The organism is Citrobacter sp. JGM124 (assembly GCF_018257795.1).
Classification (GTDB): domain Bacteria; phylum Pseudomonadota; class Gammaproteobacteria; order Enterobacterales; family Enterobacteriaceae; genus JGM124.
Map to the genome: position 1 here is coordinate 35,812 of NZ_JAERJD010000012.1, position 24,089 is coordinate 59,900.

20 protein-coding genes are annotated in these 24,089 nt (G+C 49.1%); 16 read left to right on the plus strand and 4 right to left on the minus strand.

Going from position 1 to position 24,089, the window contains the following annotated elements; genetic code table 11:
- Positions 1 to 222: 222 nt before the first annotated feature.
- The 12 genes from JK154_RS15785 to JK154_RS15840 all read left to right on the plus strand — a co-directional run bounded on the left by JK154_RS15785 (position 223) and on the right by JK154_RS15840 (position 12,422).
- Positions 223 to 2,790: a TonB-dependent receptor gene (locus JK154_RS15785; RefSeq protein ID WP_211993524.1), complete on the plus strand. Its 2,568-nt coding sequence runs from the start codon at positions 223 to 225 to the stop codon at positions 2,788 to 2,790.
- A gap of 191 nt (positions 2,791 to 2,981) precedes the next feature.
- Complete coding sequence (locus JK154_RS15790) at positions 2,982 to 3,491, plus strand: sigma-70 family RNA polymerase sigma factor (RefSeq protein ID WP_211993525.1); 510 nt, start codon at positions 2,982 to 2,984, stop codon at positions 3,489 to 3,491.
- The gene (locus JK154_RS15795) at positions 3,491 to 4,480 is read left to right on the plus strand and encodes a FecR domain-containing protein (RefSeq protein WP_211993526.1); all 990 of its coding nucleotides are present in this window, start codon (positions 3,491 to 3,493) and stop codon (positions 4,478 to 4,480) included. The genes JK154_RS15790 and JK154_RS15795 overlap by 1 nt, the downstream gene beginning before the upstream one ends.
- Positions 4,481 to 4,629: 149 nt before the next feature.
- Entirely contained in the window at positions 4,630 to 5,439 is an 810-nt protein-coding gene (locus JK154_RS15800; protein WP_211993527.1) for an energy transducer TonB, read from the plus strand.
- Positions 5,440 to 5,629: 190 nt separating this feature from the next.
- Entirely contained in the window at positions 5,630 to 6,589 is a 960-nt protein-coding gene (locus JK154_RS15805; RefSeq protein WP_211993528.1) for a LysR family transcriptional regulator, read from the plus strand.
- A 265-nt stretch (positions 6,590 to 6,854) separates the two neighbouring features.
- Entirely contained in the window at positions 6,855 to 8,309 is a 1,455-nt protein-coding gene (locus JK154_RS15810; RefSeq protein WP_211993529.1) for an NAD(P)/FAD-dependent oxidoreductase, read from the plus strand.
- Positions 8,306 to 8,788: a hypothetical protein gene (locus JK154_RS15815; protein WP_211993530.1), complete on the plus strand. Its 483-nt coding sequence runs from the start codon at positions 8,306 to 8,308 to the stop codon at positions 8,786 to 8,788. Before JK154_RS15810 ends, JK154_RS15815 begins: the two co-directional genes overlap by 4 nt.
- On the plus strand, positions 8,785 to 9,351 hold the full coding sequence (locus JK154_RS15820) for a peroxidase-related enzyme (protein WP_211993531.1): 567 nt from the start codon (positions 8,785 to 8,787) through the stop codon (positions 9,349 to 9,351). Before JK154_RS15815 ends, JK154_RS15820 begins: the two co-directional genes overlap by 4 nt.
- A 12-nt stretch (positions 9,352 to 9,363) precedes the next feature.
- A complete protein-coding gene (locus tag JK154_RS15825; RefSeq protein ID WP_211993532.1) occupies positions 9,364 to 10,101 on the plus strand; it encodes an amino acid ABC transporter ATP-binding protein in 738 nt (245 codons plus the stop codon).
- Positions 10,102 to 10,124: 23 nt separating this feature from the next.
- Entirely contained in the window at positions 10,125 to 10,940 is an 816-nt protein-coding gene (locus JK154_RS15830; RefSeq protein WP_211993533.1) for a transporter substrate-binding domain-containing protein, read from the plus strand.
- 80 nt (positions 10,941 to 11,020) lie between these two features.
- Entirely contained in the window at positions 11,021 to 11,710 is a 690-nt protein-coding gene (locus JK154_RS15835) for an amino acid ABC transporter permease (RefSeq protein WP_211993576.1), read from the plus strand.
- A 19-nt stretch (positions 11,711 to 11,729) separates the two neighbouring features.
- Positions 11,730 to 12,422, plus strand: coding sequence for an amino acid ABC transporter permease (locus JK154_RS15840; RefSeq protein ID WP_211993534.1), 693 nt, complete (start codon positions 11,730 to 11,732; stop codon positions 12,420 to 12,422).
- Positions 12,423 to 12,507: 85 nt separating this feature from the next.
- Here the strand turns inward: JK154_RS15840 and JK154_RS15845 are convergent, their stop codons facing one another.
- A complete protein-coding gene (locus JK154_RS15845; protein ID WP_211993535.1) occupies positions 12,508 to 13,407 on the minus strand; it encodes a LysR family transcriptional regulator in 900 nt (299 codons plus the stop codon).
- A 663-nt stretch (positions 13,408 to 14,070) separates the two neighbouring features.
- On the opposite strand from JK154_RS15845, the gene JK154_RS15850 reads away from it, so the two are divergent.
- Positions 14,071 to 15,396, plus strand: coding sequence for an MFS transporter (locus tag JK154_RS15850; protein ID WP_211993536.1), 1,326 nt, complete (start codon positions 14,071 to 14,073; stop codon positions 15,394 to 15,396).
- Between the two features lie 46 nt (positions 15,397 to 15,442).
- Positions 15,443 to 16,915 (plus strand): amidase family protein, encoded by a 1,473-nt coding sequence (locus JK154_RS15855; protein ID WP_211993537.1) that lies wholly within the window; start codon positions 15,443 to 15,445, stop codon positions 16,913 to 16,915.
- A gap of 45 nt (positions 16,916 to 16,960) precedes the next feature.
- Here the strand turns inward: JK154_RS15855 and JK154_RS15860 are convergent, their stop codons facing one another.
- Positions 16,961 to 17,857 (minus strand): LysR family transcriptional regulator, encoded by an 897-nt coding sequence (locus JK154_RS15860; RefSeq protein WP_211993538.1) that lies wholly within the window; start codon positions 17,855 to 17,857, stop codon positions 16,961 to 16,963.
- A gap of 98 nt (positions 17,858 to 17,955) precedes the next feature.
- Between JK154_RS15860 and JK154_RS15865 the strand changes: the two genes are divergently transcribed.
- Both JK154_RS15865 and JK154_RS15870 read left to right on the plus strand, forming a co-directional pair.
- On the plus strand, positions 17,956 to 19,287 hold the full coding sequence (locus tag JK154_RS15865) for an aspartate aminotransferase family protein (protein WP_211993539.1): 1,332 nt from the start codon (positions 17,956 to 17,958) through the stop codon (positions 19,285 to 19,287).
- Between the two features lie 10 nt (positions 19,288 to 19,297).
- Positions 19,298 to 20,794: a CoA-acylating methylmalonate-semialdehyde dehydrogenase gene (locus JK154_RS15870; protein ID WP_211993540.1), complete on the plus strand. Its 1,497-nt coding sequence runs from the start codon at positions 19,298 to 19,300 to the stop codon at positions 20,792 to 20,794.
- A 218-nt stretch (positions 20,795 to 21,012) separates the two neighbouring features.
- On the opposite strand, the gene JK154_RS15875 is transcribed toward JK154_RS15870, so the two are convergent.
- Both JK154_RS15875 and JK154_RS15880 read right to left on the minus strand, forming a co-directional pair.
- Positions 21,013 to 22,485, minus strand: a complete 1,473-nt coding sequence (locus tag JK154_RS15875; protein ID WP_211993541.1) for an aspartate aminotransferase family protein — start codon at positions 22,483 to 22,485, stop codon at positions 21,013 to 21,015.
- A gap of 15 nt (positions 22,486 to 22,500) precedes the next feature.
- Complete coding sequence (locus JK154_RS15880; RefSeq protein WP_211993542.1) at positions 22,501 to 23,886, minus strand: diaminobutyrate--2-oxoglutarate transaminase; 1,386 nt, start codon at positions 23,884 to 23,886, stop codon at positions 22,501 to 22,503.
- Positions 23,887 to 24,089 lie beyond the last annotated feature (203 nt).

The window sequence follows — 24,089 nt, forward strand, 5'->3', positions numbered from 1 at the left end:
TGGATATACAGACCCTGCCTGTCGTGTGACAAGTGGCAGGAACGTTGGCCACAGCCAGCGACCAATGTCAGATATTTTCTTTCTGGTTAATAATTTATTTCTATATATATCAACAACTTTATATGGTCGACAAAAATAAATTCATTTTTTTATGCCCGATTTAGCATGTCGCGTGACCTCTCTGATGCAGCATTTATGAACGCTTACATTCAGGGAAATACAATGAACAAAAATGATAACGGGAAAGCCACGGCTATTTCCGGCGGAGCCCAACCTGCAACGCGGCCTGTATCGTTTAAACGCTCCACCCTTAGTGCCGCTTTGTCGGGACTACTGGTATTATCTTCAAGCTTGCCGGCTCAGTCCTGGGCGGTGGCTACGTCGCCTGCCAGTTCAACGGCAGTCACTACCTATTCTATCCCCGCAGGCTCCCTCAGCGGTGCACTTCAGGCACTGGCAAGTGATGCCAATGTGATGCTGATATTCACCCCAGATCAGACAGCCAATAAAACCAGTAAAGGGTTACAAGGGCAATATTCGGTTCAGAGTGCTTTTAACCAGTTACTGGCAGGGAGTGGATTGCAGGCAGTTCAGGAAGGGCAAAGCTACCGTCTGGTTAATCTGAACACATCCCCCGCCTCTGATTCCCAGATCACGGTTCCTGAACTGTCAGTTGTGAGTAATACAGGTGGGGATTTCGTGGTTGGCCGGTCCACCCTGAAGAGAGAAAATATTGAACGTATTCAGGCTGATAATGTTGCCGAACTGCTAGAGAAACTGCCGGGCGTCTCTTCCGCAGGTTCACCGCGCCCAGGGGGGCAGAGCCTTAATATCTGGGGAATGGGGGGAACAGAAGATATCAATATTACCCTCGACGGTGCACCAAAAGGTTTTGAAAAATATCGACAGGGTTCAATCTTTATTGAACCTGAATTGATCAAACAGGTAGATGTGGATAAAGGCCCTTTTAACATCGCTAATGGTAATGGTGGCTTTGGTGGCAGCATTAAAATGGTGACGAAAGACGCCAGTGACTTGCTGCAACCGGGTGAAAATTTTGGCGGAATGGGGAAGTACAGCTTCCATACCAATGATAACCAAAGTATTTATAGCGGTGCATTATATGGCCGAACTCAGGAGGGGCTGGCTGATGGCTTGCTCTATATGAGTAAGCGTGATGGCGGCGATATCATGCGTCCTGATCATACGCGTTTTGCCTATTCCGCTAACAAACAAGGGACATTTCTGGCAAAAACCAATATTTACCTGACGGACTCACAAACACTGTCGCTATCCGGAATGTATTCCGAGGCTAATGGCTGGCAGCCTTTTGCGGCAAAGCGTGATGAGATGGCTGCGCCAAGCCAGTCAGATATTGACAAATACGGTTATGACGGTGCCTGGAAGCGCAAACTGGTTTATCGTAAGCAAACAGACCAAAACTATTCGATCAAATGGAATCTGGCTCCGGCAGATAACCCCTGGGTCGATCTGACACTGAACTATGGCTATTCAAAAACGAAGCAAAATGATACTCGCCCGGACAATGCTGCAACGGGGAGCTATCTTGGTTCTTTGGGTAATGAAAGTTGGGTGGACTACACCGATAATTTGATTGAAGGAAACAATAAAAGTCGCTTCAGTACTGGGCCTGTTGATCATTTACTGGAAGTAGGGGCCAGCTGGCATCACAATAAACGTGATACGCTGATGTACTACCCGAGCTATAAAAACAGACCAGAGTATAATTATGGCTTTTTCCAGCCTGCCTATATGCCCGCAGGTGAAGAACAAACGACCAGTGTTTATATACAAGACAGTATGACGCTGGGGAGCGTTACTGTGACACCTGGTCTTCGTTACGATAATGTGCTGAATGAAGGGCATGAAAACGTGGCCGCGATGTATAGCAGTAAAGATCCCGCGGTCGGCCATGATTACAGTAGTAAACGTTACACCGGCCTGACACCGGCATTAGGGGTAGTCTGGAGGGCAACACCGAATATTTCACTCTTTGCCGATGTGACTCGTACTTGGCGTGCGCCGACGATTGATGAGCAATATACCATGCAATATTCACTCTCAAACGTGCCAGGAACCAGCCGTAATTTAGACGTTGAGAAAATTAACAGCGTCCGAGGTGGATTTATCCTGAATTATGACAACGTAGTGACTCAGGATGACAGTGTTCAAGTCCGCACAACGGTATTCCGTAATCGTGGTAAAAACGAAATATTCCTGCGTCGTGGCGTTTTGTGTGAAGCACGTGTGGCGAACTCCAGTGCAGATTGTGGTGCAGGGCTATCCAACTACCGTAACCTACCTGGCTACACGATTCAGGGGCTGGAAATTGAGTCCTCTTATGACAGTCGTCGTATGTTCGGCAGTTTCTCCTTTACCACCATCCGTGGGGATCGTGATGCCTCACCACGCGATCCTTGGGGTAACAAAACCTGGATACCAGAAATTCCACCAACCACCGCTCATGCAACTTTAGGCGTGAAAATTCCTGAATGGAATATGGTTGCAGGCTGGAATGGTGACTTTGTACGTAAGCAAGATCGTTCTCCAATTGAGGGCGATCCGCTGTCGGGGGGCTGGGCATTGCCAAAAACCAAAGGTTACGCGCTGCAGGGGCTATTCCTTGCATGGCAACCATCACAGATTAAAGGGCTGGAAGCTCGTATCGCTGTCGATAACCTGTTTAATACCAACTATTACCCCTACTTGGGAGAATCCGTATCGGGTATTGGTCGTAATATAAAATTCAGTATCTCACAGAAGTTCTAATCCAGTCCCTTGGTAGCAGTGCCCGTAAGGCGCTGCTGCCAGCTTCTTTTTCCTGCCTGTTTTTTCCTTACTGTTAGCCATAAGTAACAAAATTGCATCATTAATGTATGGCAATGTCTTGACACCAGTAGATGAAAATGTAAATAATAATTATTATCATTTCTTTGATTGTCGTAACTTGATAAAGATCAATGGTGAGTAAAACAATCTCCAGCTCCCAACAGGTGGCGCAACAACTCTACTGTGAGCATCAGAGCTGGCTTTATCAGTGGTTGCGTAACAAAGTCGGCTGCCCACAGCAAGCGAAGGATTTAGCACAAGATACTTTCTTGAATGTCTTAATCAGTCCTGACCTGTTAACTATCCGTCAACCGAGGCCTTTTTTGGCAACGGTCGCTCGTCGTTTGGTTGCTAATTATTATCGACGTAAAAGTCTGGAAGACGCATACCTTGAGGTACTGGAAAACCAGCCCGAGCATTTGCACCCTTCTCCTGAAGAACGTTGGGTGATCCTTGAAACACTGGAACAAATCGACAGTGCGCTGGATGGGCTACCGGCCCCCGTCCGGGAAGCTTTTTTACTCGCTCATTTACAGGGAATGCGTTATTGCGATATTGCAGAGCGTCTGCGTATTTCCAGTAGCTCGGTTAAACAGTATTTGCAGCGTGCCAACCTACAATGTTTCTTTGCCCTTAGCTGATGAGACAACAATCACTTATTGACCAGAATGGTCAGCCCATCAATGTTGAAAGTGCTTATGCCGCCGCATCCTGGCTAACATTGCTCATGTCTGATGATGTGAGCGAACAGGATAAATATGACTGGCAACAGTGGCGTGCTCAAAGTGCGGATAATGAACGGGCATGGCACCATATTGAATCGATGTGTGCCGGTTTTAAGAAAGTGGATGGAACCCTGGCTCGCCAGAGTCTTTCCTCACTGGAAAACCCCCATCGGCGTAGCTTACTGAAGCTGGTGGCTACCCTGTCGCTGACCGGTGGAGCAGTACACTGGGGGCGTCAAAGTACAGTCTGGCAGACGTTGACGGCTGATTACCGTACTGGGACAGGGGAGCAACGCCAGATAGCACTCAGTGAAGGGAGCCTGCTATTGCTGGATACTCAAACGGCTTTGAATGTTTACTACAGTGAACAGCAGCGCCAGGTTGAGTTACTGAGTGGTGATATAATTATTACGACCAGTAAGAAAGAACAGCAACAAGCCTCCCCACGCCCCTTTAGTGTGATTACTCCCCAGGGGCGTATCTGGGCACTCGGTACCCGTTTTCGGGTGCAGTTGTTGGAACAGAAAACCCATGTTGCCGTTTACCAGGGGGCAGTGCGCATGGCACCACAGAATGGCGGTAATATGAGCCCACGAATAGAGGCGGGGCAGGGAAGCTGGCTGACGGATGATCAGTACGGGGACATTCATCAGGGTGAGGCGGAACCCGCCTGGGTTCAGGGCAAACTACTGGCTGATGATCTGTCTCTGGGGGACTTTGTGCAGGCATTGAATCGCTACTATTCGGGCATCATTCGCTGTGAGGATGATATTGCCTCATTGCGCTTATCCGGGGTATTCCTGCTGAAAGATGTCGATAAGATCCTGGAAATACTGCCAACTATTCTTCCTGTCAAAATAAAACGACTGTCACGTTACTGGATAACGCTTTATTCTAGTGATTAATACTAATAATATTCATAATAATAGTATGAAAACTTGTTGTTGTCTTTTTTATGCCCTTATCACCATGCTGTGTGACCTCCTTAGTATCCCTACCGACAAACCACACAAAAACGATGTAATAATATTTTGGCCTGCGGAGTTATTTTGCAATGTCTTGTGCCGTATCAACAACACCATCTGCCCCACTCGGGTCCGATTCCAGGAGCGCATTACCATGGGGGGGAGGGGTGTTACTGGCCCTTCTGCTACATGGTGGAATACTTTTCTGGTTAGTCTACCAGGCCAGCCTGATACAGCCAGCGGCTTCCTTTACGCCTGCTGCTTTTATGCTCGTGGCCAGCACTCAGCCTGAATCGACGGCTCTGGAGGATAAACCCACTGAAGTCAGACAGAAGCAAGCCGCAGCTCCTCCCGTTGAGACGGTAAAAGAGCAGGAAGATATACCGGTGAAGCCCACTGTGGCACCTAATCCAGAAATTGTTGCTGTAAAAAAGGTTCAGCCTAAGCCTAAACCTAAAGTTAAACCCCAGCCGGTTAAGGCACCGGAAGAGAAGAAAGCGCCAGCACCTGCCGAAAAGGCATCAGTAACCAGTACGGCTCAAGGTAACCCACAGCCGAGTGTAGCGAATCCAGGAAGGAATGAGATTAATTCCCCCACGAATCAGCAAGCTAACTGGTCGAGTTTGTTACTCCAGCGGCTTGAACATTATAAGCGCTACCCGGCGCAAGCCGTTCGCCAGCAGGCCCGAGGGGTGGTCTCCATTAATGTGACACTTGACCGTGCGGGACAGGTGTTAAATGTTACCCTGGCTAAAAGCAGTGGTTTTCCATCACTGGACAGTGAAGCGCTAGCCTTACCTGGACGGGCTGCCCCTTTACCTCCGTTACCCGATGATATGGCTGAGGGAAAATCACAAATTACCGTCATGTTGCCGATTCGTTTTGACCTACGCCAGTAACCGCGACTGAAAGTAGACAAGGGGCCGTCGGAAGATTTTTGTTATCGCTGCCCGCTATGCTGGCACTGGGCAGCCAGAATAATGGGCTGTTCTTTTCCTGGCGGTGGCTAATTTAAGTGACTCTCACTATGATGGAATTTTTCCCGCGCGCTTGTCGGGATAAGCAGAAGAGTCAGGAAAGAAGCACGCGATGGTAATATTAAACGACCTGGATTTACGACAACTTGAGGCTTTTTCGGCGGTGATATCCGCTGGCAGCGTGACGGCGGCGGCGAAAGCATTGAGCCGTTCCCAGCCTGTCGTGTCGCGGCAGATCCAGGAGCTGGAACAATCACTGGGCTACTCCCTTTTTATCCGTAACGGGCCTCGTATTCACCCTTCAGAGGAGGCGCTGCAACTCTATCAGTATGTGCAAAAGGCGCTGTTATCCTTGAAACAAGTTCGTCTGCGTGCGACAGAAATCTCCCATCAGCAGCACCCACCACTCAGTATTGCAGCAACGCCAGCCCTGGCTGCTGGATTACTACCACAGGCGTTGGCTGCGCTTGACTTACAGAATAAAGTACAAATTTTTAGCGACTCCGCTGAGCAAACAGCCCATGCGGTGATTACCGGAAGCGCTGACTTAGGATTGTGCAGTTTGCCCCTGGAACATCACGCACTGGAATTACACTGGATAGGGCAATCAAACTGTGTTGTCGCCCTGCCAGAAACAGACCCGTTAGTTTGTGAGTCACAACTGAGGCTCAGTCAACTCGCGGGCCGGCAGTTTATTGTTCCCTGGAGCCCCCAGCGGTTACGTGGGCGTTATGAAAAAGCACTGAAGAAGGTTAAAGGGACACTCTCTGAAACGATTGAGACCAATTCTTCAGCGAATATTCTTGGTTGTGTCAGGGCGGGTTTAGGCGTTGCCATTCTTGAGCCAGTCACCGCCTGGGGTATTCCCATGGCGGGGGTAGCGATTCGTCCTTTGGCAGAGAATATTCCTTACTTCTTTGGCGTAATAACACCTCAGGGCAGGAAAATTTCAGCCCCTGTACAAGGACTTATTGAAGCACTTGCCGTCGCAGCAGCACAGTTATTACCCGCGTTTGAACGTTTATCATCAGGTGAGCATCAGCGTGTTATGAAATTGATAAATCAGGATTAATTTCTAACTCCCTCCCCCGTATCTACAGTGTCTTATAACGTTCCATGTATAAGTTATAAGAAATCGTTTGGTTAAAACGCAGGCTTCTTTCTTGACTCTATTTAGGGTCAAGAGGAATATGCAAATCCTTAACTTTAATTATGCGTAATATTTATTATTGACTGCCAAGTATGCGTTATCAGAATAATAGAAATGCATATTCATTATTGTGCTTTAGTCGATTTCGTTAGCCAATGGGTTGATGTTTACTCCAGGGAATATTGATATGACACATGCTGCTGATGGTCTTGTTGCGCTAGAAGCCCGGCTTAAACAGGATCTGGAATATCTTGAGCTGCCAGCCAAATCCTGGGTGCCTGCACGGGAGTACGAAGGCGCGCCGGTACGAGATGTAGTGGTGATTGGCGCCGGAATGTGTGGCCTGGCGGCAGTCGCCAAGTTACAGCTATCAGGCGTCAGTAATGTTGTGGCCTATGATGCTGCCCCCGCGGGTCTGGAAGGGCCATGGGTGACCTTTGCGCGCATGGAAACATTGCGCTCGCCAAAAAGTTTACACGGGCCGGCGTTGGGCCTGGCATCGTTGACTTTTCGGGCCTGGTTTACTGCTCAGTGGGGTAACGAAGCCTGGCAGGCACTGGATAAAATAGCCAAGAATCAGTGGATGGATTACCTGGTCTGGTATCGTAATGTTTTGAATCTACAAGTGAGAAATAGTGTTCGTGTGACGGCGGTCACCCCTGTTGGCAACCTGCTGGCGCTTGAACTCAGTGGGGCAGAAACCGGACGAATCTACACCCGTCGTCTGGTCCTGGCTACGGGGCGCTCTGGGCTGGGGGGCTTTGCTGTCCCGGATTTCCTGACCACGGTTGACCGTAAATTTTGGGCTCACTCTGCTGACGAAATAGACTTTGACGCCTTACAAGGCAAGCGTATTGCTGTCCTCGGTGCTGGAGCTTCTGCCATGGATAACGCCGCCACGGCGCTGGAGCATGGCGCAGCAGCAGTGGACTTACTTATCCGCCGTAAATCAATGCCACGAATTAATAAAATGACAGGTATTGGAAGCCAGGGCGTTGTGCACGGGATGCACTTGCTCCCGGATGCCTGGAAATGGAAATTTGTTGATTACACGGCATCTACCCAGACACCGCCGCCGCGGTCTTCCACATTGCGTGTGTCACGCCATGAAAATGCACGTTTTTTCCTTGATTGTGGTGTTAACAGTGTTAAACAGCAAGAAAATGGTCTTTTACTGGAGACCACGCAGGGGGCGCTGCATTATGACTATCTGATCGCGGCTACTGGCTTTACTAACAATTTCCACGGCCGCCCGGAATTTGCCGCTATTGCCCCTTATATACGCAACTGGGCTGATGGTCGCTACCACAGTGAGATGGGGCCGGCGCGTCAAAGCATGCTAGAAGCCCCTGATTTGGGGCCTGCTTTTGAGTTTCAGGAACGAAAACCTGGTGAGTGCCCACTACTATCGCATATCTATTGCTTTAACGATGCCGCCATGCTGACCCACGGCAAAGTCTCGGGTGATATTCCCGCCGTCAGCGCCGGGGCTGACCGATTGGCTCGCGGCATTATTGCTTCACTATTTGCAGAAGATGTTGAACAACATTACGCCAGTTTACAGGCTTTCGATGTACCTGAGCTGCAAGGTGATGAATGGGTGGACTCAACCCCCTTACTGAAACAGGAGCGTGCGTTGTGAGTGACGCTATTGATCAAGCCGTCGGGCTCTTACCAGAAGACGGGTTAACGCTGACTCGTCGCCAACGTCCAGAGTTTGTTGATGGTGCGGAACAATGCTTGCAATCAGTCCTGGCACCACAGGATGACCAGGGGCTACCCGCGGATTTACGTCTGGCATTAGCGCTGCGTATTGCGACGCTAAATCACGACATCGCATTACAGCAGGATTATCAGGCGCAGCTGGCACAGTATCAGCCCTCAGAAGCGTTACAAGCCCTGGGAAAAGGGGACGCGATGCTTGCGGAGCCCCTGGTGACACTAGCTCGACATACGGATCTGGTGACACTGTATCCGGCTGACGCGACGGAGCAGAATATCCGTTTACTGGAGCAAGCGGGCTACAGCAACGGGCAGATTATTGCCCTGTCAGAACTGATAGCGTTTGTGAATTTTCAGACTCGCGTTGTCGCTGGTTTACGTCTGTTGAGGTCATCATGATTCCCTCTGTTACCCTGAAACCACTCCACTGGCACCCCTATATTACGCCGGTAGAAATAGATGAAGCGACACCCGCCCAGCTTGATGCCATGGCTGTCACACCGTCCAATAAAAAGGTCTCAGAATATGTACGCACCCTGGTTCATGACCCGGAAAGCTACGTGGCACGTACCCTGTTGTTTAATGCCATTATGTATGTGGAAGGTGGGCTAAATCGTGCCGACCGGGAACTTGGCGCATTGGGGGCTTCGATTGTTAACGGCTGTAAGTATTGTGCTGTCGTACATGCGCGTCGCCATGCCCAATTGGCGAAAAGTGATGCGGTTGTCAGTGCTATTTACTTTGAACGCGACGATCAGTTAAGCCAACGAGATATTGCCATTTACCGTTTTGCACAACGGTTATCAGCAACGCCAGCACAGGCGAGCCAGGAGGATATTGCGGCACTGCGTGCTGTGGGGATGGATGACGGGGAGATTATCGATCTTATCCATGCTATTGCCATTTTTGGCTGGGCCAATCGATTGATGCATGTGCTGGGCCATGCTGATGTCAATAAATAGAGGCAGAATATAATGTTAGATCTAAAAAATATCACCCTGTCTTACGGCGATACACCTATCTTACGTGGCGTTAATTTGTCGGTAGCACGCGGTGATGTGGTATCGATAATTGGTCCTAGCGGTACGGGTAAAACGACGTTACTGCGGAGTATTAATTATCTGGCGAAGCCTTCTGCTGGCACTATTCAGCTTGATCAGCACCATATGGATTATCAGTCACCGAATAAAGCAACCATTCAGGCGATTCGCTTGCGTACTGCAATGGTATTTCAACAATTCAATGTATTTAAGAATATGACCGTGCTGGAAAATGTCATGGATCCGTTAATGGTTATTCAGGGCAAGAGCAAGCTGCAAGCACGGGAAATAGCAGCACAAGAGCTGGAACGTGTTGGGCTGGGGACTAAGTTTGATAATTATCCATCTCAGTTATCTGGCGGGCAGCTACAGCGTACCGGTATTGCACGTGCACTCGCAGTGCGTCCGGATGTGATTTTGTTTGATGAACCGACATCCTCACTTGACCCGGAGCTAGTCGGGGAAGTGTTGAAAGTCATTAAAGATGTTACCTCGTCTGGTATTACCTCCTTGCTGGTAACACATGAAATGCAGTTTGCCAAAAGTGTTTCTAATCGCATCGTCTTTATGGACCAGGGCGTTGTGGCTGCGGAGGGTAGCCCGACAGAAATTTTTAATGCGCCTGCCTCACCACGTCTGGCGCAGTTCCTGAGTACTGAACGCGCATTCTAACTATTTTAAAAGGGAGCAAACCAATGCCTGCAATCAAAAAAACATTATCCCGTTTTGTCATGCCTGGTGTTATCGCCCTGGCACTGTTTAGTAGCAATAGCTTTGCTGATGACGTTCGCACCGTGAAAATTGCCACTGCAGCCGAGTCTAAACCGCTTTCCTGGGGGGCGATTGGCCATGAGCCACAAGGCTATGAGCCTGATGTGCTAAAAGCCATCAATGCCAAATTACCACAGTATAAATTTGTGATGGAAGGTGCCGCGGATATTGCTCAAGAAACCGGGCTGGTAACGGGTAAGTACGATATGGCGACCGGGGGATACTATAAAGCTGAAAGCCGCAGTAAACAGTTCCTGATCCCTGATGCCCCAATGGGGGCCGGCCTGATGAAGATCTACAGCCGTAGCGATAGTGATATTAAAGAGATGAAGGACCTGGTGGGTAAAAAAATCGTTCCTGTTACTGCCGGTGGTGGCGTCTACAAATTTGTGACTCAGTGGCAGCAAGAGCACCCGACCGAAAAGCTGACTATCAATGCGTCCAGCGCTGGCATTCCCTATCCTGACCGTTTGAAAGAGGTGCAGAACGGTAAATATGATGCCCTGATACTGCCTTCAAACTTGGGACAGCAGACGGTTATCGAAAATCAGAAGCTGTCCATTAAAGCCAGTGAACCGGTATCGATTAATCAGACCTATATCCTGATTAATCGTTCAGCGAAAAACAAAGCCTTGAATGATGACATCACGAAGGTGCTGAAAGAGCTTAAAGATGATGGCACGCTCGATAAGCTGTCTCAGAAGTGGTTTGGCGAAGACGTCTCACAATATATGAAGTAACAGATTCATCTGAGGCTCTGTGTGAACAGAGCCTTGGCTGTGATTGTTAGCAGGAGTGTTTCACTGTGGATCTATCTACCATGCTCCCTGAGCTATTAACGGCGATGCCATTAACGTTGGGCATACTGTTTGTTGCAATGATCGCCGGGTATTTTCTGGCACTTATTACGACGGTTTTTCGTGTACGACGAATTCCCATCTTGAGCCAACTGGCGGATGTATATGTTTCCTACGCACGTAGTGTGCCGGTAGTACTACAGCTCTTCGTTGCATTTTATGGCATGCCATTATTGGCAGGTCTGGTTGGCGTAGAAGATTTCTTTTCATCCAATATTGCTGCCATGATTGGCCTGAGTTTCTACCACGGGGGCTATTTGTCAGAAGTGATGCGTCCCGCATTTTTGGCGGTAGAGCGCGGGCAGCATGATGCCGCGGATAGTCTCGGCTACAGCTTTTTCCAGAAAATGAAGCGTATTGTTGGCCCCCAAGCCGTGCATTTTGCACTGCCTGGTTATGGTAACGCGATTATCTATTTGATTCATAACGTGGCGTTGGTGATGTATATCGGTGCTGCCGATGTCATGGCGACGGCACATGTCATTATGGAGCACGACTATAACCAGTATCAATTTGGTACTTACATGGTACTGGCCGTTATCTATTCCCTGATGTGTCTGGCGGCATGGTTGATCATTCGCTTCTTTGAAAAGCGTCACGCGAGATACAACTCAAAATCAGCTGCCCGTACTCGTCTTACCCCCAGCGTATGAATGAAGGAGATAACCGCTGATGTTTGATTTCGATGTGTTGGTTTTTGACTTCTGGAGCATTCTTGGCGCCGTGCCGGTTACGCTGCTGATGGCGGTAACGATATTTGTACTCTCGACACTGTTGGGGGGGCTGTTTGCCTTTATTGAGCACCGCCGTGTCCCGCTATTGCTTCAGTTTGTCGTTGCCTACAAAATCGCCTTTAAAGGTATGCCCATGGTAGTGGTCATTTTTCTTGCCTACTATGGTTTGCCTAATGCACTGGATTTCGTGGCACACAAGTTTGGGATAGCAGTGAATGCGCACTCATTGCCTAACTGGGTGATCATTATTGTTGCCCTTACTGCCTGTGTTTCTGCCTTTCAGGCTGAAGTATGGAAAGGTGCCGTCAATGCTTTTGATACCGGACAGTCGGATGCAGCCGCTTCACTGGGTTACAGTAATCATCAGATGTTCCGTCGGGTGATGTTTCCACAGATAATCGTCACCGCGATTCCAGACCTGGCTAACTCCTTTATGGTGGTGATGAAAGCCTTATCACTGGCGTTTGCCATCGGCGTCGTGGAGATTTTCGCCCAGGCACAGTTAACCGCTGCATTGAACTTCTACTATCTTGAAGCATTCCTGATCGCAGTCGTGTTTTATATGTTTATTGCTTATGTAGTGACAAAAGTCGCGGATAAAATAGAGGCCAGACTGCGGGTTCGTACCTGATTAGAATCATGGTATCGGCAATAAAAGGGCTCACCGATGGTGAGCCCTTTTCTGTTTTTATCAACAGAGTATTGAGTCCCGTTAATCATACATTTTGTGCACGCACTCTCTGGGCCAGCATTTCATGGAAAATCCGGGTTGCCATTGAAATCGCCCGTTGCCGTGGCAGGCCGAGATCCACTTTAACCATCCCCATAACGGCATCAGCCAGGGGAATGGCGATCAATTTATCCTGGTCGGTTGTATCGTCAATATTTAGCTGTGGAATGATAATCAGCGCCAGCCCCATTATTGCCAGGCGTTTCTGCACATCAATCGAGTTAGTGATAAATCGCATATCAAGACTCAGGCCTTCACGTTTTGCTGCTGATTCCAGTAATTGACGAACTGAAAAGTTGGAGGCAGGGGTAGCAATCGGGTACTGGGCAATATCTTTCAATGTCAGAAAGCTTTTACCGGCTAAGGGATGATTCATCGCCATTAAGATCTTATGGCGTAAAGAGCAGGCGTGCGTCACCTGAACCTCCGCATTGACGGGCATATAGAAGGTTATGGCGACATCTGCTTTACCGGAAATGAGTGCCTCTGCCACATAAGGTGCGCTGCCGACATCTATCTCAAAAGTAACCTTGGGGTGGAGCTCTCTGAACTCATTAAGAGCCGGCGCGATAAATGGCGCGATAAGGCTCTCAGCGGAACAGATACGAATACTTCCGGAAACAATGCTCTGGGCAGAAGCTATTTTTTCCTTCACCGTATCCAGCTCGCGTAACGTGGCCTGTACCGCCTGCGCCAGGTGCATCCCTTCCCGGGTAAGTTTTATCCCTCTGGGGCTTCTTTCAATCAGGGAAGCACCGTAGTAATGCTCAAGCAGTTCTATTTGACGGGTGACGGCGGTGGGTGCGACAAACAGTTTATCTGCGGCTTCTCTCAGAGAGCGCGATTTAGCAACCTGACTGAAATACCTCAGAGCTCTGAGCTGCATTATTCCTCCTGGTTGCTATTGCAACATGATTTAAACTATACCGTGTCTTAAATCATTTTTATGTATATATCAAAGTGGATAAACTTATCGCCAGATAACACGCTAAAAAATAACGCCCTCAAAAATGGCAATGATGGATCAATATTGTGCATGTTTTTATTAAACCGTATTCCGAATATAAAAAATAAAAATATCCCCATAATAATTAATCAGTTGATTAGCGCATTGAATTACTACTGAAAATATAAAGTTTTGGGTTGGTGCACACATTGAGTGCCTGGCTCATTCACTCTTATCATAAGGTCATAACTTAATGTTATTGCATGACTTTACTAATCATTATAATAATCATAGTGATAGTGGGTTCTGTTTTTTTGTTCTTTCTCGAGTTTATTTTTGAGTGCTCACATTTATTAGACACCGCCATTGCATATTTGTGATAGTGGTCAGGTAAGCCATTTGTTATATATCTGTAACGTTCATGGCATAGATAAAACCTGACAGAAAGGATGGGGCTAATTTAATAAACAGACTGGTGATGACGTAAATAATAATGCGCTTTCTTTAAGAGGTGGCTCCTCTGTAAATGAAAGACTCAGTTATTCACATAAATACGAAAAATCTATCCCATTAGGGAGAGTTGCTAACTTGAGGAAGACCTTAATGTCGAATCAAACCAATAATAGCGGTGGAGAAAGAAAGGCATCACGTAAAGAAGTGGTGGCCGTTGTCCTGGGAGCTGCCGTCGAATTTTTCGATTTTAGTGCATATGCGACCTTTGCCGTCTTGATAGGCCATGCTTTCTTTCCTTCCCATGATCCGTTTATGAGTTTATTACTTTCGGTATCGGTATTTGGGATTGGATTTATCGTTCGCCCCTTAGGGGCTATTTTTATTGGTAGTTACGCTGATCGTGCCGGCAGGAAACCCGCCATGTTGCTGACCATGGTGCTGATGACCATTGGTACCGGGGGCTTGGTTATACTACCCGGTTACGACACCATTGGCGTGGCGGCCCCTATCTTATTGGTACTGGTGCGTATGATGCAGGGGCTTGCATGGGGAGGGGAAGCCGGGCCTGCAACCACCTTTATCATGGAAGCGGCCCCGAAAGGTAAACGTGCTTTCTATGCCAGCTGGCAAATTGTTGCCCAAGGTATGGCGGCGATCACCGCGGGCCTGATTGGTTACTCATTGACGGTATTTCTGACCCCTGAGCAGCTCGCCAGCTGGGGGTGGCGCATTCCTTTCGCCTTCGGCCTGCTTATTCTGCCTATTGCCCTGTATATGCGTCGTAATCTTAATGAGACCTTTGCAGTGGAAGATAATCAGGCAGCGAAATCCACCGGTAGCCTGTTGACTGAAGTCCTCAAAAATCATCGAGGTTTGGTGCTGGTGGGGATCTTTATGTTGTCTGGCAGCACCATTACCCAGTACTTCCTCAACTACATGACGACCTATGCACTCAATGAGCTGAATTTTGCATCAGGTATTGCCATGGCCTCGACCATTTTGATTGGCGTTTGTGTGGTGGTTTTCTCTTTGATTGGCGGCTGGCTGGCGGATCTTTTTGGGCGTAAAGTCACGATTATCGCCCCGCGTATTGTCTTGTTGCTACTGCTGTTGCCAGGACTGGAGATGATTAATACCTACCGCAGTGATGTTGTGTTCTTCAGCATTATTACTGTTTTTGCCGCACTGCAGTGCATCAGTGGTGCCGGGGTGCTGGTGGTGTTGTGCGAAAATTTTCCTAAATACGTGCGTTCTACAGGGTTCTCCATCGCTTATGCCTTTGGTATCACCATTTTTGGCGGAACGGCGCAAATTGTCTTTTCATGGCTCATTAATATCACGGGCAACCCTGTATCACCGGGTTACTACCTGATTGCAGCCAACCTTCTCTGTATTGCCTCGGTGATTCTCCTGAAAGAAAGGGGCCGCCAGGCCGCACCCGTAATGTTGAAAACCAGACGCTCTGACCCGCTCTAATCCGGTGACAGACTGTGCATTAGTACCGTAACAGGAGATGAGACAGATGAAAACAATCATGCACTGGCAAGAGTGGGCCACTCAGGATGCAGTCGGTTTAGCTGAACTGATCCGTACCGGGGAGGTATCTGCCGCAGAGGTTGCGGCCCAAGCGGCCCAAGCTACGCTAAAAGTGAATTCACGTATTAACTCTGTGGTTGAGCTATTTGATGATGCCATTGCCAATCCTGCCACTGATGGCACTCAGTTTGATGGGCCATTTGCCGGTGTGCCTATCCTGATAAAAGATTTGGGACCGGGTGTAAAAGGCCGCCTTCAGGAACAAGGCTCCAAATTTATGCAGGGCAATCGATCACGGGAAGATGCCTTCCTGACCCAGAAAATGCGCCAGGCAGGGTTGAATATCATTGGACGTTCGGCAACACCGGAGTTTGGTGTTGCTGGCTCGGCTGAGAACCCTGATATCTATGTGGTTCGTAATCCATGGAACACTGACTACACCACCTTTGGGTCGTCAGCGGGGGCCGCTTCTTCCGTTGCGGCGGGAGTATTGCCACTGGCTCATGCGACGGATGGTGGAGGATCAATTCGCATTCCCGCAGGCTCCCATGGTTTGATCGGGCTTAAGAGTACCCGTGGGGTTTTCTCCATCGCCCCGGCGTTATCTGATATTACAGGGTATGTTTCGACCCAGGGCTGTGTCAGTCGCACTGTTCGCGACTCAGCACTGTTTATTGATCGTTGTCGTGGCGGGGCTCCCGGAGAGTTTATGCCTTACTGGCATGCCGATGAACCTTATTCCGAACTGATCAAACGTGATCCTGTGCCATTGCGTATTGCGGTCTCTCATGAATGGGGGGCTTATCATGCTGATCCCCATTTTGTTCAGGAACTGGAACGCACCGTTCGACTACTTGAAGAGCTGGGACACAAGGTTGAGTGGCGGGCTCCAGATATTGATTTTGAAGCGGCATTTGCTGCACAAACAACCTGTTATATCAGTAATTTTGCCCAGTTTATTCAACGACAACTGGAGAAACGTGGCCTGAAGGCACCACCAGAAGAGCTGGTTGAACCTGTCAATATCAGGATTTGGCAGAAAGGACTGAATATGTCCTACAGTGAACGCTGGCTTATGCAGGATGTGTTTAATACCACATCACGAAAGCTTGGGCAGTTCTATCAGGACTGGGATGTGATTCTGACGCCAACGTTTTCTGGCCCAACGCCATTAATGGGGGATAAACGTTACCTGACTCTGAGCGATAACCCAGATGTTTTAGACTGGTTCTATAACTTGTGGGAGCTCTTCTCTTATACCCCACTTGCCAGCCTGACTGGCACGAGTGGTATTTCTGTTCCACTCGCGTGGCAAAAGTCCGGGATACCACTGGGGATGCATTTCCAAACCAGGCAAGCTAATGATGGTTTGTTGCTGCAACTGGCTGCCCAGTTAGAAAGGGCAGTTGGCGGACGATTTAATCGCCAGTCAGTACCGGAAGTGCACGTCACCCGTTAAGCTAATCAGGGCAGTTGAAGCGTGCTGCCCTGTCAGCCCTATTCATCATAAGGCGTGCAGAAACAGCTCCAGGATAGAATTCGGCCGACGCCCCCGGCGAGTCACTACCGATATCTCTGATTTGACATGCAATTGCTGGGGTAAAATGGCGCGCATCATCCCTTTTTCTAGCCAGCCACTGGCATAGTGGTCGGGCAGAAATCCGACGTATCTTCCTGTCAGAATAAGAAAGGCAATGCCCTCCCGATCGGAAGCCGAAGCCGTGCCATTAAAGTGCTGGAGCATCCCCATGGTGTCTGCTGTCATACGGTAGCTTGGGATAACGGCTTCATACTGACTCAGTTCACTGAGACCAGGCTCTTGCTGAGGGTGAAATAAGGGATGCTTAACGCTGCAATAAAGATAGGCATCTTCATCATAAAGCTTGTCGTATACCAGCCCGGATATGGGGGAGGTTTTCGGTAATGCTCCCACATGTAACCGTCCATCCATCAGCCCTTGCTCGATCTCTGAAGCTGTACTCATACTTAAATTAATACGGATTCCTGGGCCATTTTTGCTAAGTGTTTCAAGAGCATTGGTGATGCGCATCATCGGTTGAGTCACCAAGTTACTGATCACCCCAATGTTGAATTCCCCCCGTAAATTTTTATGCATCTCATTGACTTGCTGACGAAATCCTTCAATTGATGCCATCATATTTTCACTGAGTTTGAGTATTTCCCGCCCTTCATCTGTCAATGAAAAGCCAGCACGTCCACGCTGACATAGTCGCATGCCCAGGCGTTTTTCGAGATCCCCCATATGCAGGCTGATCGCTGAACGAGTAATACCAAGGATTATTTCAGCAGCAGAAAAACTCCCACAGTCAGCGACTGTTTTAAAAATTCGCAATAACTTCAGATCAAAATCAGTAATTTGGCCCAGTGATTTCTTTTTCATATAGGTGAGTAAAACCAAAACTAATCATTCAATAATATGGATTTATCTTACCTTAGTTCCCATTGCAAACTCTTCCGACACCTTTCGGGAGAGATATTATGACGAATGACCTGAACACGACGGATCTCAATCTTCAAGCACACTGGATGCCCTTCAGTGCTAACCGCAATTTTCATCGTGACCCCCGTTTTATTACTGGAGCACATGGCTGCTGGCTCACGGACGACCATGGACGAAGGATTTTTGACAGCCTGTCCGGGCTTTGGACCTGTGGTGCGGGCCATACTCGTAGTGAAATTCAGACGGCTGTCTCCCAACAACTGGGCACTCTCGACTATTCGCCGGGTTTCCAGTTCGGGCATAAACTGTCGTTTCAACTGGCTGATCGTATCGCGCAACGGATGCCGGGTGACCTTAATCATGTGTTCTTTACCGGTTCAGGATCCGAATCTGCGGATACCTCCGTCAAGATGGCTCGGGCCTATTGGCGTGCTAAAGGTCAGCCTGCAAAAACGAAGTTTATCGGCCGGGCACGTGCTTATCACGGGGTCAATATTGCGGGTACAAGCCTGGGGGGAATAGGGGGGAACCGTAAAGTATTTGGGCAGTTTATGGATGTCGATCATATCCCTCATACATTGCAGCCTGATCAGGCTTTCACACAAGGTATGGCAGAAAGTGGTGGTATTGCGCTCGCGAATGAAATGCTGAAGCTTATCGAATTGCACGATGCTTCCAATATTGCCGCACTGATTGTTGAGCCATTATCGGGCTCCGCCGGGGCCATTATTCCTCCTCTGGGGTATCTACAACGGCTGCGTGAAATATGTGATCAGTACGATATCCTGCTGATTTTTGATGAAGTCATTACCGGTTTTGGTCGTATGGGACGCTGGAGTGGGGCTGAATATTTTGGTGTCACCCCAGATCTGCTCAATTTTGCCAAACAAATTACGAATGGTGCGATCCCATTAGGTGGCGTTGTGGCGCGCAGTGAAATCTATAAAACCTTTATGTCTCAACCCCTGCCAGAACATGCTGTGGAGTTTGCCCATGGCTATACCTACTCCGCTCATCCTGTTGCTTGTGCGGCGGGGCTTGCCACGCTCGATCTACTGGAAAAGGAGAACCTGATTGATCGCGCCGCGGAGCTGGCCCCGCATTTTGCTCAAACGCTGCATGGGCTACGCCACTGCCCGCATGTTCTTGATATCCGTAACTGTGGTTTGGTTGGGGCTATTCAGCTGGCTCCCCGTGACGGGGATGCGACCATACGACCTTTTGATGCGGGTATGGCCCTGTGGAAAGCTGGGTTTTATGTACGTTTTGGTGGTGATACGTTGCAATTTGGCCCGATGTTCAACACCCAGCCCACTGAACTGAATAGTCTGTTCGACGCCGTTGGCGACATGCTGCATCACATTAATTAAGGAAACGGTCATGACAATTATTACTCATCTTATCAATGGTGAGATGCGCCCAGCCAACGGGCGTGTTACAGACGTTTTTAATCCTGCGACTGGAGAAGTGATACGTCAGGTTGAGCTTGCCAGTAAGACGACGGTTGAAGATGCCATTGCAGCGGCTAAAGCCGCCTTGCCAGCATGGCGTAACTTACCGCCAGCCAGGCGGGCACAAATTCTGTTTCGTTTTAAAACACTGCTTGAGGAGCATGAATCACAGATTGTGGCGCTGATCAGTGAAGAGCACGGGAAAACCCCAGAAGATGCGGCAGGAGAGCTGCGGCGTGGGATCGAAAATGTGGAATACGCCACTGCCGCTCCAGAACTACTGAAAGGTGAGTTTAGTCGCAATGCCGGGCCACACATTGATTCATGGAGCGACTTCCATGCGGTGGGCGTCGTGGCGGGGATCACCCCGTTTAATTTTCCGGCAATGGTACCGTTATGGATGTATCCGCTTGCTATTGCCTGTGGTAATACTTTCGTGCTGAAACCTTCAGAACGTGATCCAAGCTCAACATTGCTAATCGCAAGCCTGTTGCAACAAGCAGGCTTGCCAGCTGGGGTACTGAACGTCGTTAATGGGGATAAAGAGGCAGTGGATACCCTGCTGGAAAGCCCGGACGTGAAAGCGATCAGTTTTGTGGGTTCAACGCCTGTCGCTGAATATATTTATGGTGAAGGTACAAGGCGTGGTAAACGGGTACAAGCACTGGGCGGGGCGAAAAACCATGCGGTTATTATGCCGGATGCTGAACTGGATAATGCAGTCAGTGCCTTAATGGGGGCTGCTTATGGCTCATGTGGTGAACGCTGTATGGCTATCTCCGTGGCAGTGTGTGTGGGGGATCAGGTGGCCGAAGCGTTGATCAATAAATTGATACCCAAAATTGAAGCTCTGAAAGTGGGGGCTGGCAATCAAAAAGGGCTGGATATGGGCCCCCTGGTAACACGAGCGCACCTGAATAAAGTCACTGATTACATTCATGGCGGGGTGGCGGCAGGGGCCACATTGATTGTCGATGGTAGACGATTAGCCGTTGCGGGGTATGAAAGTGGCTTTTTTATGGGGGGCTGTCTGTTTGACCAGGTCACCCCTGAAATGCGGATTTATCAGGAAGAGATTTTTGGTCCTGTGCTTTGTATTGTCCGGGTGAATAGCCTGGAAGAGGCTATTACCCTGATTAATGACCATGAGTATGGGAACGGAACCTGTATTTTCACCCGGGATGGTGAGTCTGCGCGCTTGTTCTGCAATGAAATTGAAGTCGGTATGGTTGGCGTCAATGTACCTCTGCCAGTACCGGTCGCATTCCACAGTTTTGGTGGCTGGAAACGCTCCTTGTTCGGTGATCTGCATGCTTATGGGCCAGACGGTGTCCGTTTTTATACTCGCCGTAAGACAATTACTCAGCGCTGGCCAGCCCGTATCAGCCACGAAGCCGCCCAGTTCGCCTTCCCGAGCGGCCAGTAAGCGGACACTCTGCCCGGTGGCACGATATCCCCGTCCGAGCGATATATTGACGTATCGTGGCTTTATGCCGGGTTTATGTATCACAGAGCAACATAAAAAAGGATCGCAGAGCGATCCTTTTTTATGTCATTTTTGCCCTGTGGATAAAAAATCGGCTGAACTGCCCCCATAACATAGAGCAGTTCATACACCGGGAACCACTGTTAATGACGCGGGTATCAGTCAGTGAGCAGTGGTGTGGCAGTGACCTCCACCAAGTCCAGCAGACGCTTAATATCTTCCAGCGTTACCACGGGATTTAATAAGGTCATTTTCAGGCAGGTTACACCGTTATGTTCAGTGACTCCGACGTTTGCGCGACCGGAAGCCAGTAGTGCGTCACCTATTTTTTGGTTCAGCAGAGCAATGGTGGCATCATCGGCTTGGGCCAGTGATGCCGGGCGATAACGGAATAACACGCTGGCCAGCTGAGGCTGCATAACCAGCTCCAGTGACGGCTGCTGTTCAATATACTGGGCAACCTGCTGTGCCAGGGTCACGCCACTGTCAATAATTGCAGCGTACTGTTTCTGGCCCAGTGCTTCCAGACCCATCCACAGTTTTAAAGCATCAAAACGACGGGTCGTCTGTAGTGATTTAGATACCAGATTAGGTACACCTTGTTCTTCATCAAACTCAGAATTCAGGTAAGCCGCCTGGTAGCGCATCAACTCATAATGACGCTCATCCTTCAGCAAGAATGCCCCACAACTGATTGTCTGGAAAAACTGCTTATGGAAGTCGAGAGTAACAGAGTCAGCCAGCTCAAGACCGTCCAGGTAGTGACGATACTGTTCAGATAACAGCAACGCTCCTCCCCAGGCCGCATCCACATGAACCCAGACATTATGCTGTGCGCCGAGATGTGCAATGTCCGTGAGGGGGTCGATAGCACCGGCATCGGTGGTACCCGCAGTGGCAACAATAGCCATAACCTGTTCGCCACGGGCCTCAGCCAGTGCTAACTTGTTACGCAAATCGTTAAGATCCATACGCGCAACGTCATCGGTTTTGATTAATGTCACACACTGATAACCGAAGCCGAGTAATGCCATATTTTTTTGCACAGAGAAATGTGCATTTTCAGAGCAGAAGACTTTAATTTTCTTCAAATCACCGATCAGGCCATCTTGCTGTACGGAGTGCCCCTGGCGCGCAAAAAAAGCATCACGAGCCAGCATCAAGCCCATCAGGTTACTCTGGGTTCCGCCGCTGGTGAAAACCCCGGCGTCTCCTGCGCCATAACCCACCCGGGCACGCAGCCACTCAATCAGCTTTATCTCGATAATCGTCGCTGACGGGCTTTGATCCCAGGAGTCCATGCTCTGGTTAGTGGCGTTAATCAGCACTTCCGCTGCCTGACTGACGACCAGACTTGGGCAATGTAAATGGGCCACACATTGAGGGTGATGCACGGATAAACTGTCTTTCAGAAAGTAGTCAATCGCACGCTCAATAGCAGCCTGGTTGCCCAGGCCTTGAGGATTAAAATCCAGGGTGATACGTTCGCGTAATTCAGCAACCGTTTTTCCCTGATACATTTCTGGCTGCTGTAACCATTGCATCACGGCCCGGGCACTTTGGGTAATCGCTTGCTGATAAGCGTCAATGCTTTGCTCAGACGATGCCAGGATTGGATTCACTTGTGACATTCGGTACGACCCCATTCAGACCGGTTTAACGCCTGCTGCTAACAGCGCGTTTTCAAATTTGCTCAGGAAGATTTCCAGCTCATCATCGGTAATCAGCAGGGATGGCAGCAGGCGTAATACACAACCGTTACGGCCACCGCGTTCCAGAATCAAACCGTTTTCAAAACACTTCTTCTGAAGCAATGCAGAAAGCTGGCCATCCGCCGGGTAGCAACCCATCGCGTCCTGAGCTTCTCCAGGCTTAACAATTTCCATGCCCAGCATTAAGCCCAGGCCACGCACGTGACCAATAACGGGGTAGCGTTTTTGTAGTTCAGCCAGTTTGCCTTTCAGCCATTCACCCTGGCGAGCCACTTTGTCAGCAACATTTTTTTCTTTCAAATACTTGAGGGTTGTCAGACCGGTAGCCATGGCGAGCTGGTTACCACGGAAAGTTCCTGTGTGATGGCCAGGTTCCCAGGCATCAAACTCTCTCTTGAGGCCGAGAACGGCGAGTGGTAAACCACCACCGACTGCTTTTGACATCACAATGATGTCAGGCTCAATGCCGGCGTGCTCGAAAGCGAACAATTTACCGGTACGGGAAAAACCAGCCTGAACTTCGTCGATAATCAGTAAAATGCCATGTTCCTGGGTCACTTTGCGAATACGTTGTAGCCATGATGCCGGGGCCGGGTTGACGCCACCCTCTCCCTGAACCGCCTCGAGGATCACTGCAGCAGGCTTGCGCACTCCGCTTTCAACGTCATTAATTAAGTTTTCAAAGTAGTAACTCAGAGCCGCAACACCGGCTTCACCGCCAATGCCTAATGGGCAACGGTATTGATGCGGGTACGGCAGGAACTGCACTTCTGGCATTAAACCTTGAATCGCTTCTTTCGGTGACAGGTTACCCGTAACGGACAATGCGCCGTGCGTCATTCCGTGATAACCACCAGAGAAACTAATAATACCGCTACGACCGGTATGCTTTTTCGCTAACTTCATTGCCGCTTCTACAGCGTCAGCGCCGGATGGGCCACAGAACTGGAGGCAGTATTCTTTACCCTGGCCTGGCAATAAAGAAAGCAGATAAGCTGAAAATTCGTCTTTTAACGGGGTGGTGAGGTCAAGAGTATGCAACGGCAAGCCGCTGGTAATGACATTTTGGATACTCTGCAGAATGTCCGGGTGATTATGTCCAAGAGCTAACGTTCCGGCGCCAGCCAGACAGTCAAGATAGCGGTTATTTTCAACGTCGGTAATCCATGCACCCTGAGCTTTGGCTATCGCAAAAGGTAATTTGCGAGGGTAACTTCTGACATTTGATTCAAACTCAGCTTGTCTCGCTAAATAAGTATCGTTAGAGATGGTTGCAGATTGTGCATCTAAAGTATCAATACGGACTTTATCCGTCATCATATCTCTCCTACAACCGGAGGCTACAGCACACCGGATGAATTAATTTAAAGGTGATTAGGGTAAATAAAAGCGACGACAATATATGGCTTTTTATCCTGTTGCTCAATGATTTATTTGTTGCATATAAAACAATATGTTGAGTGGCTTCTTCGTGCCGCACATAAATTTCGTCTGTGTCAAACTGACTATCTGAAGCCAAAATG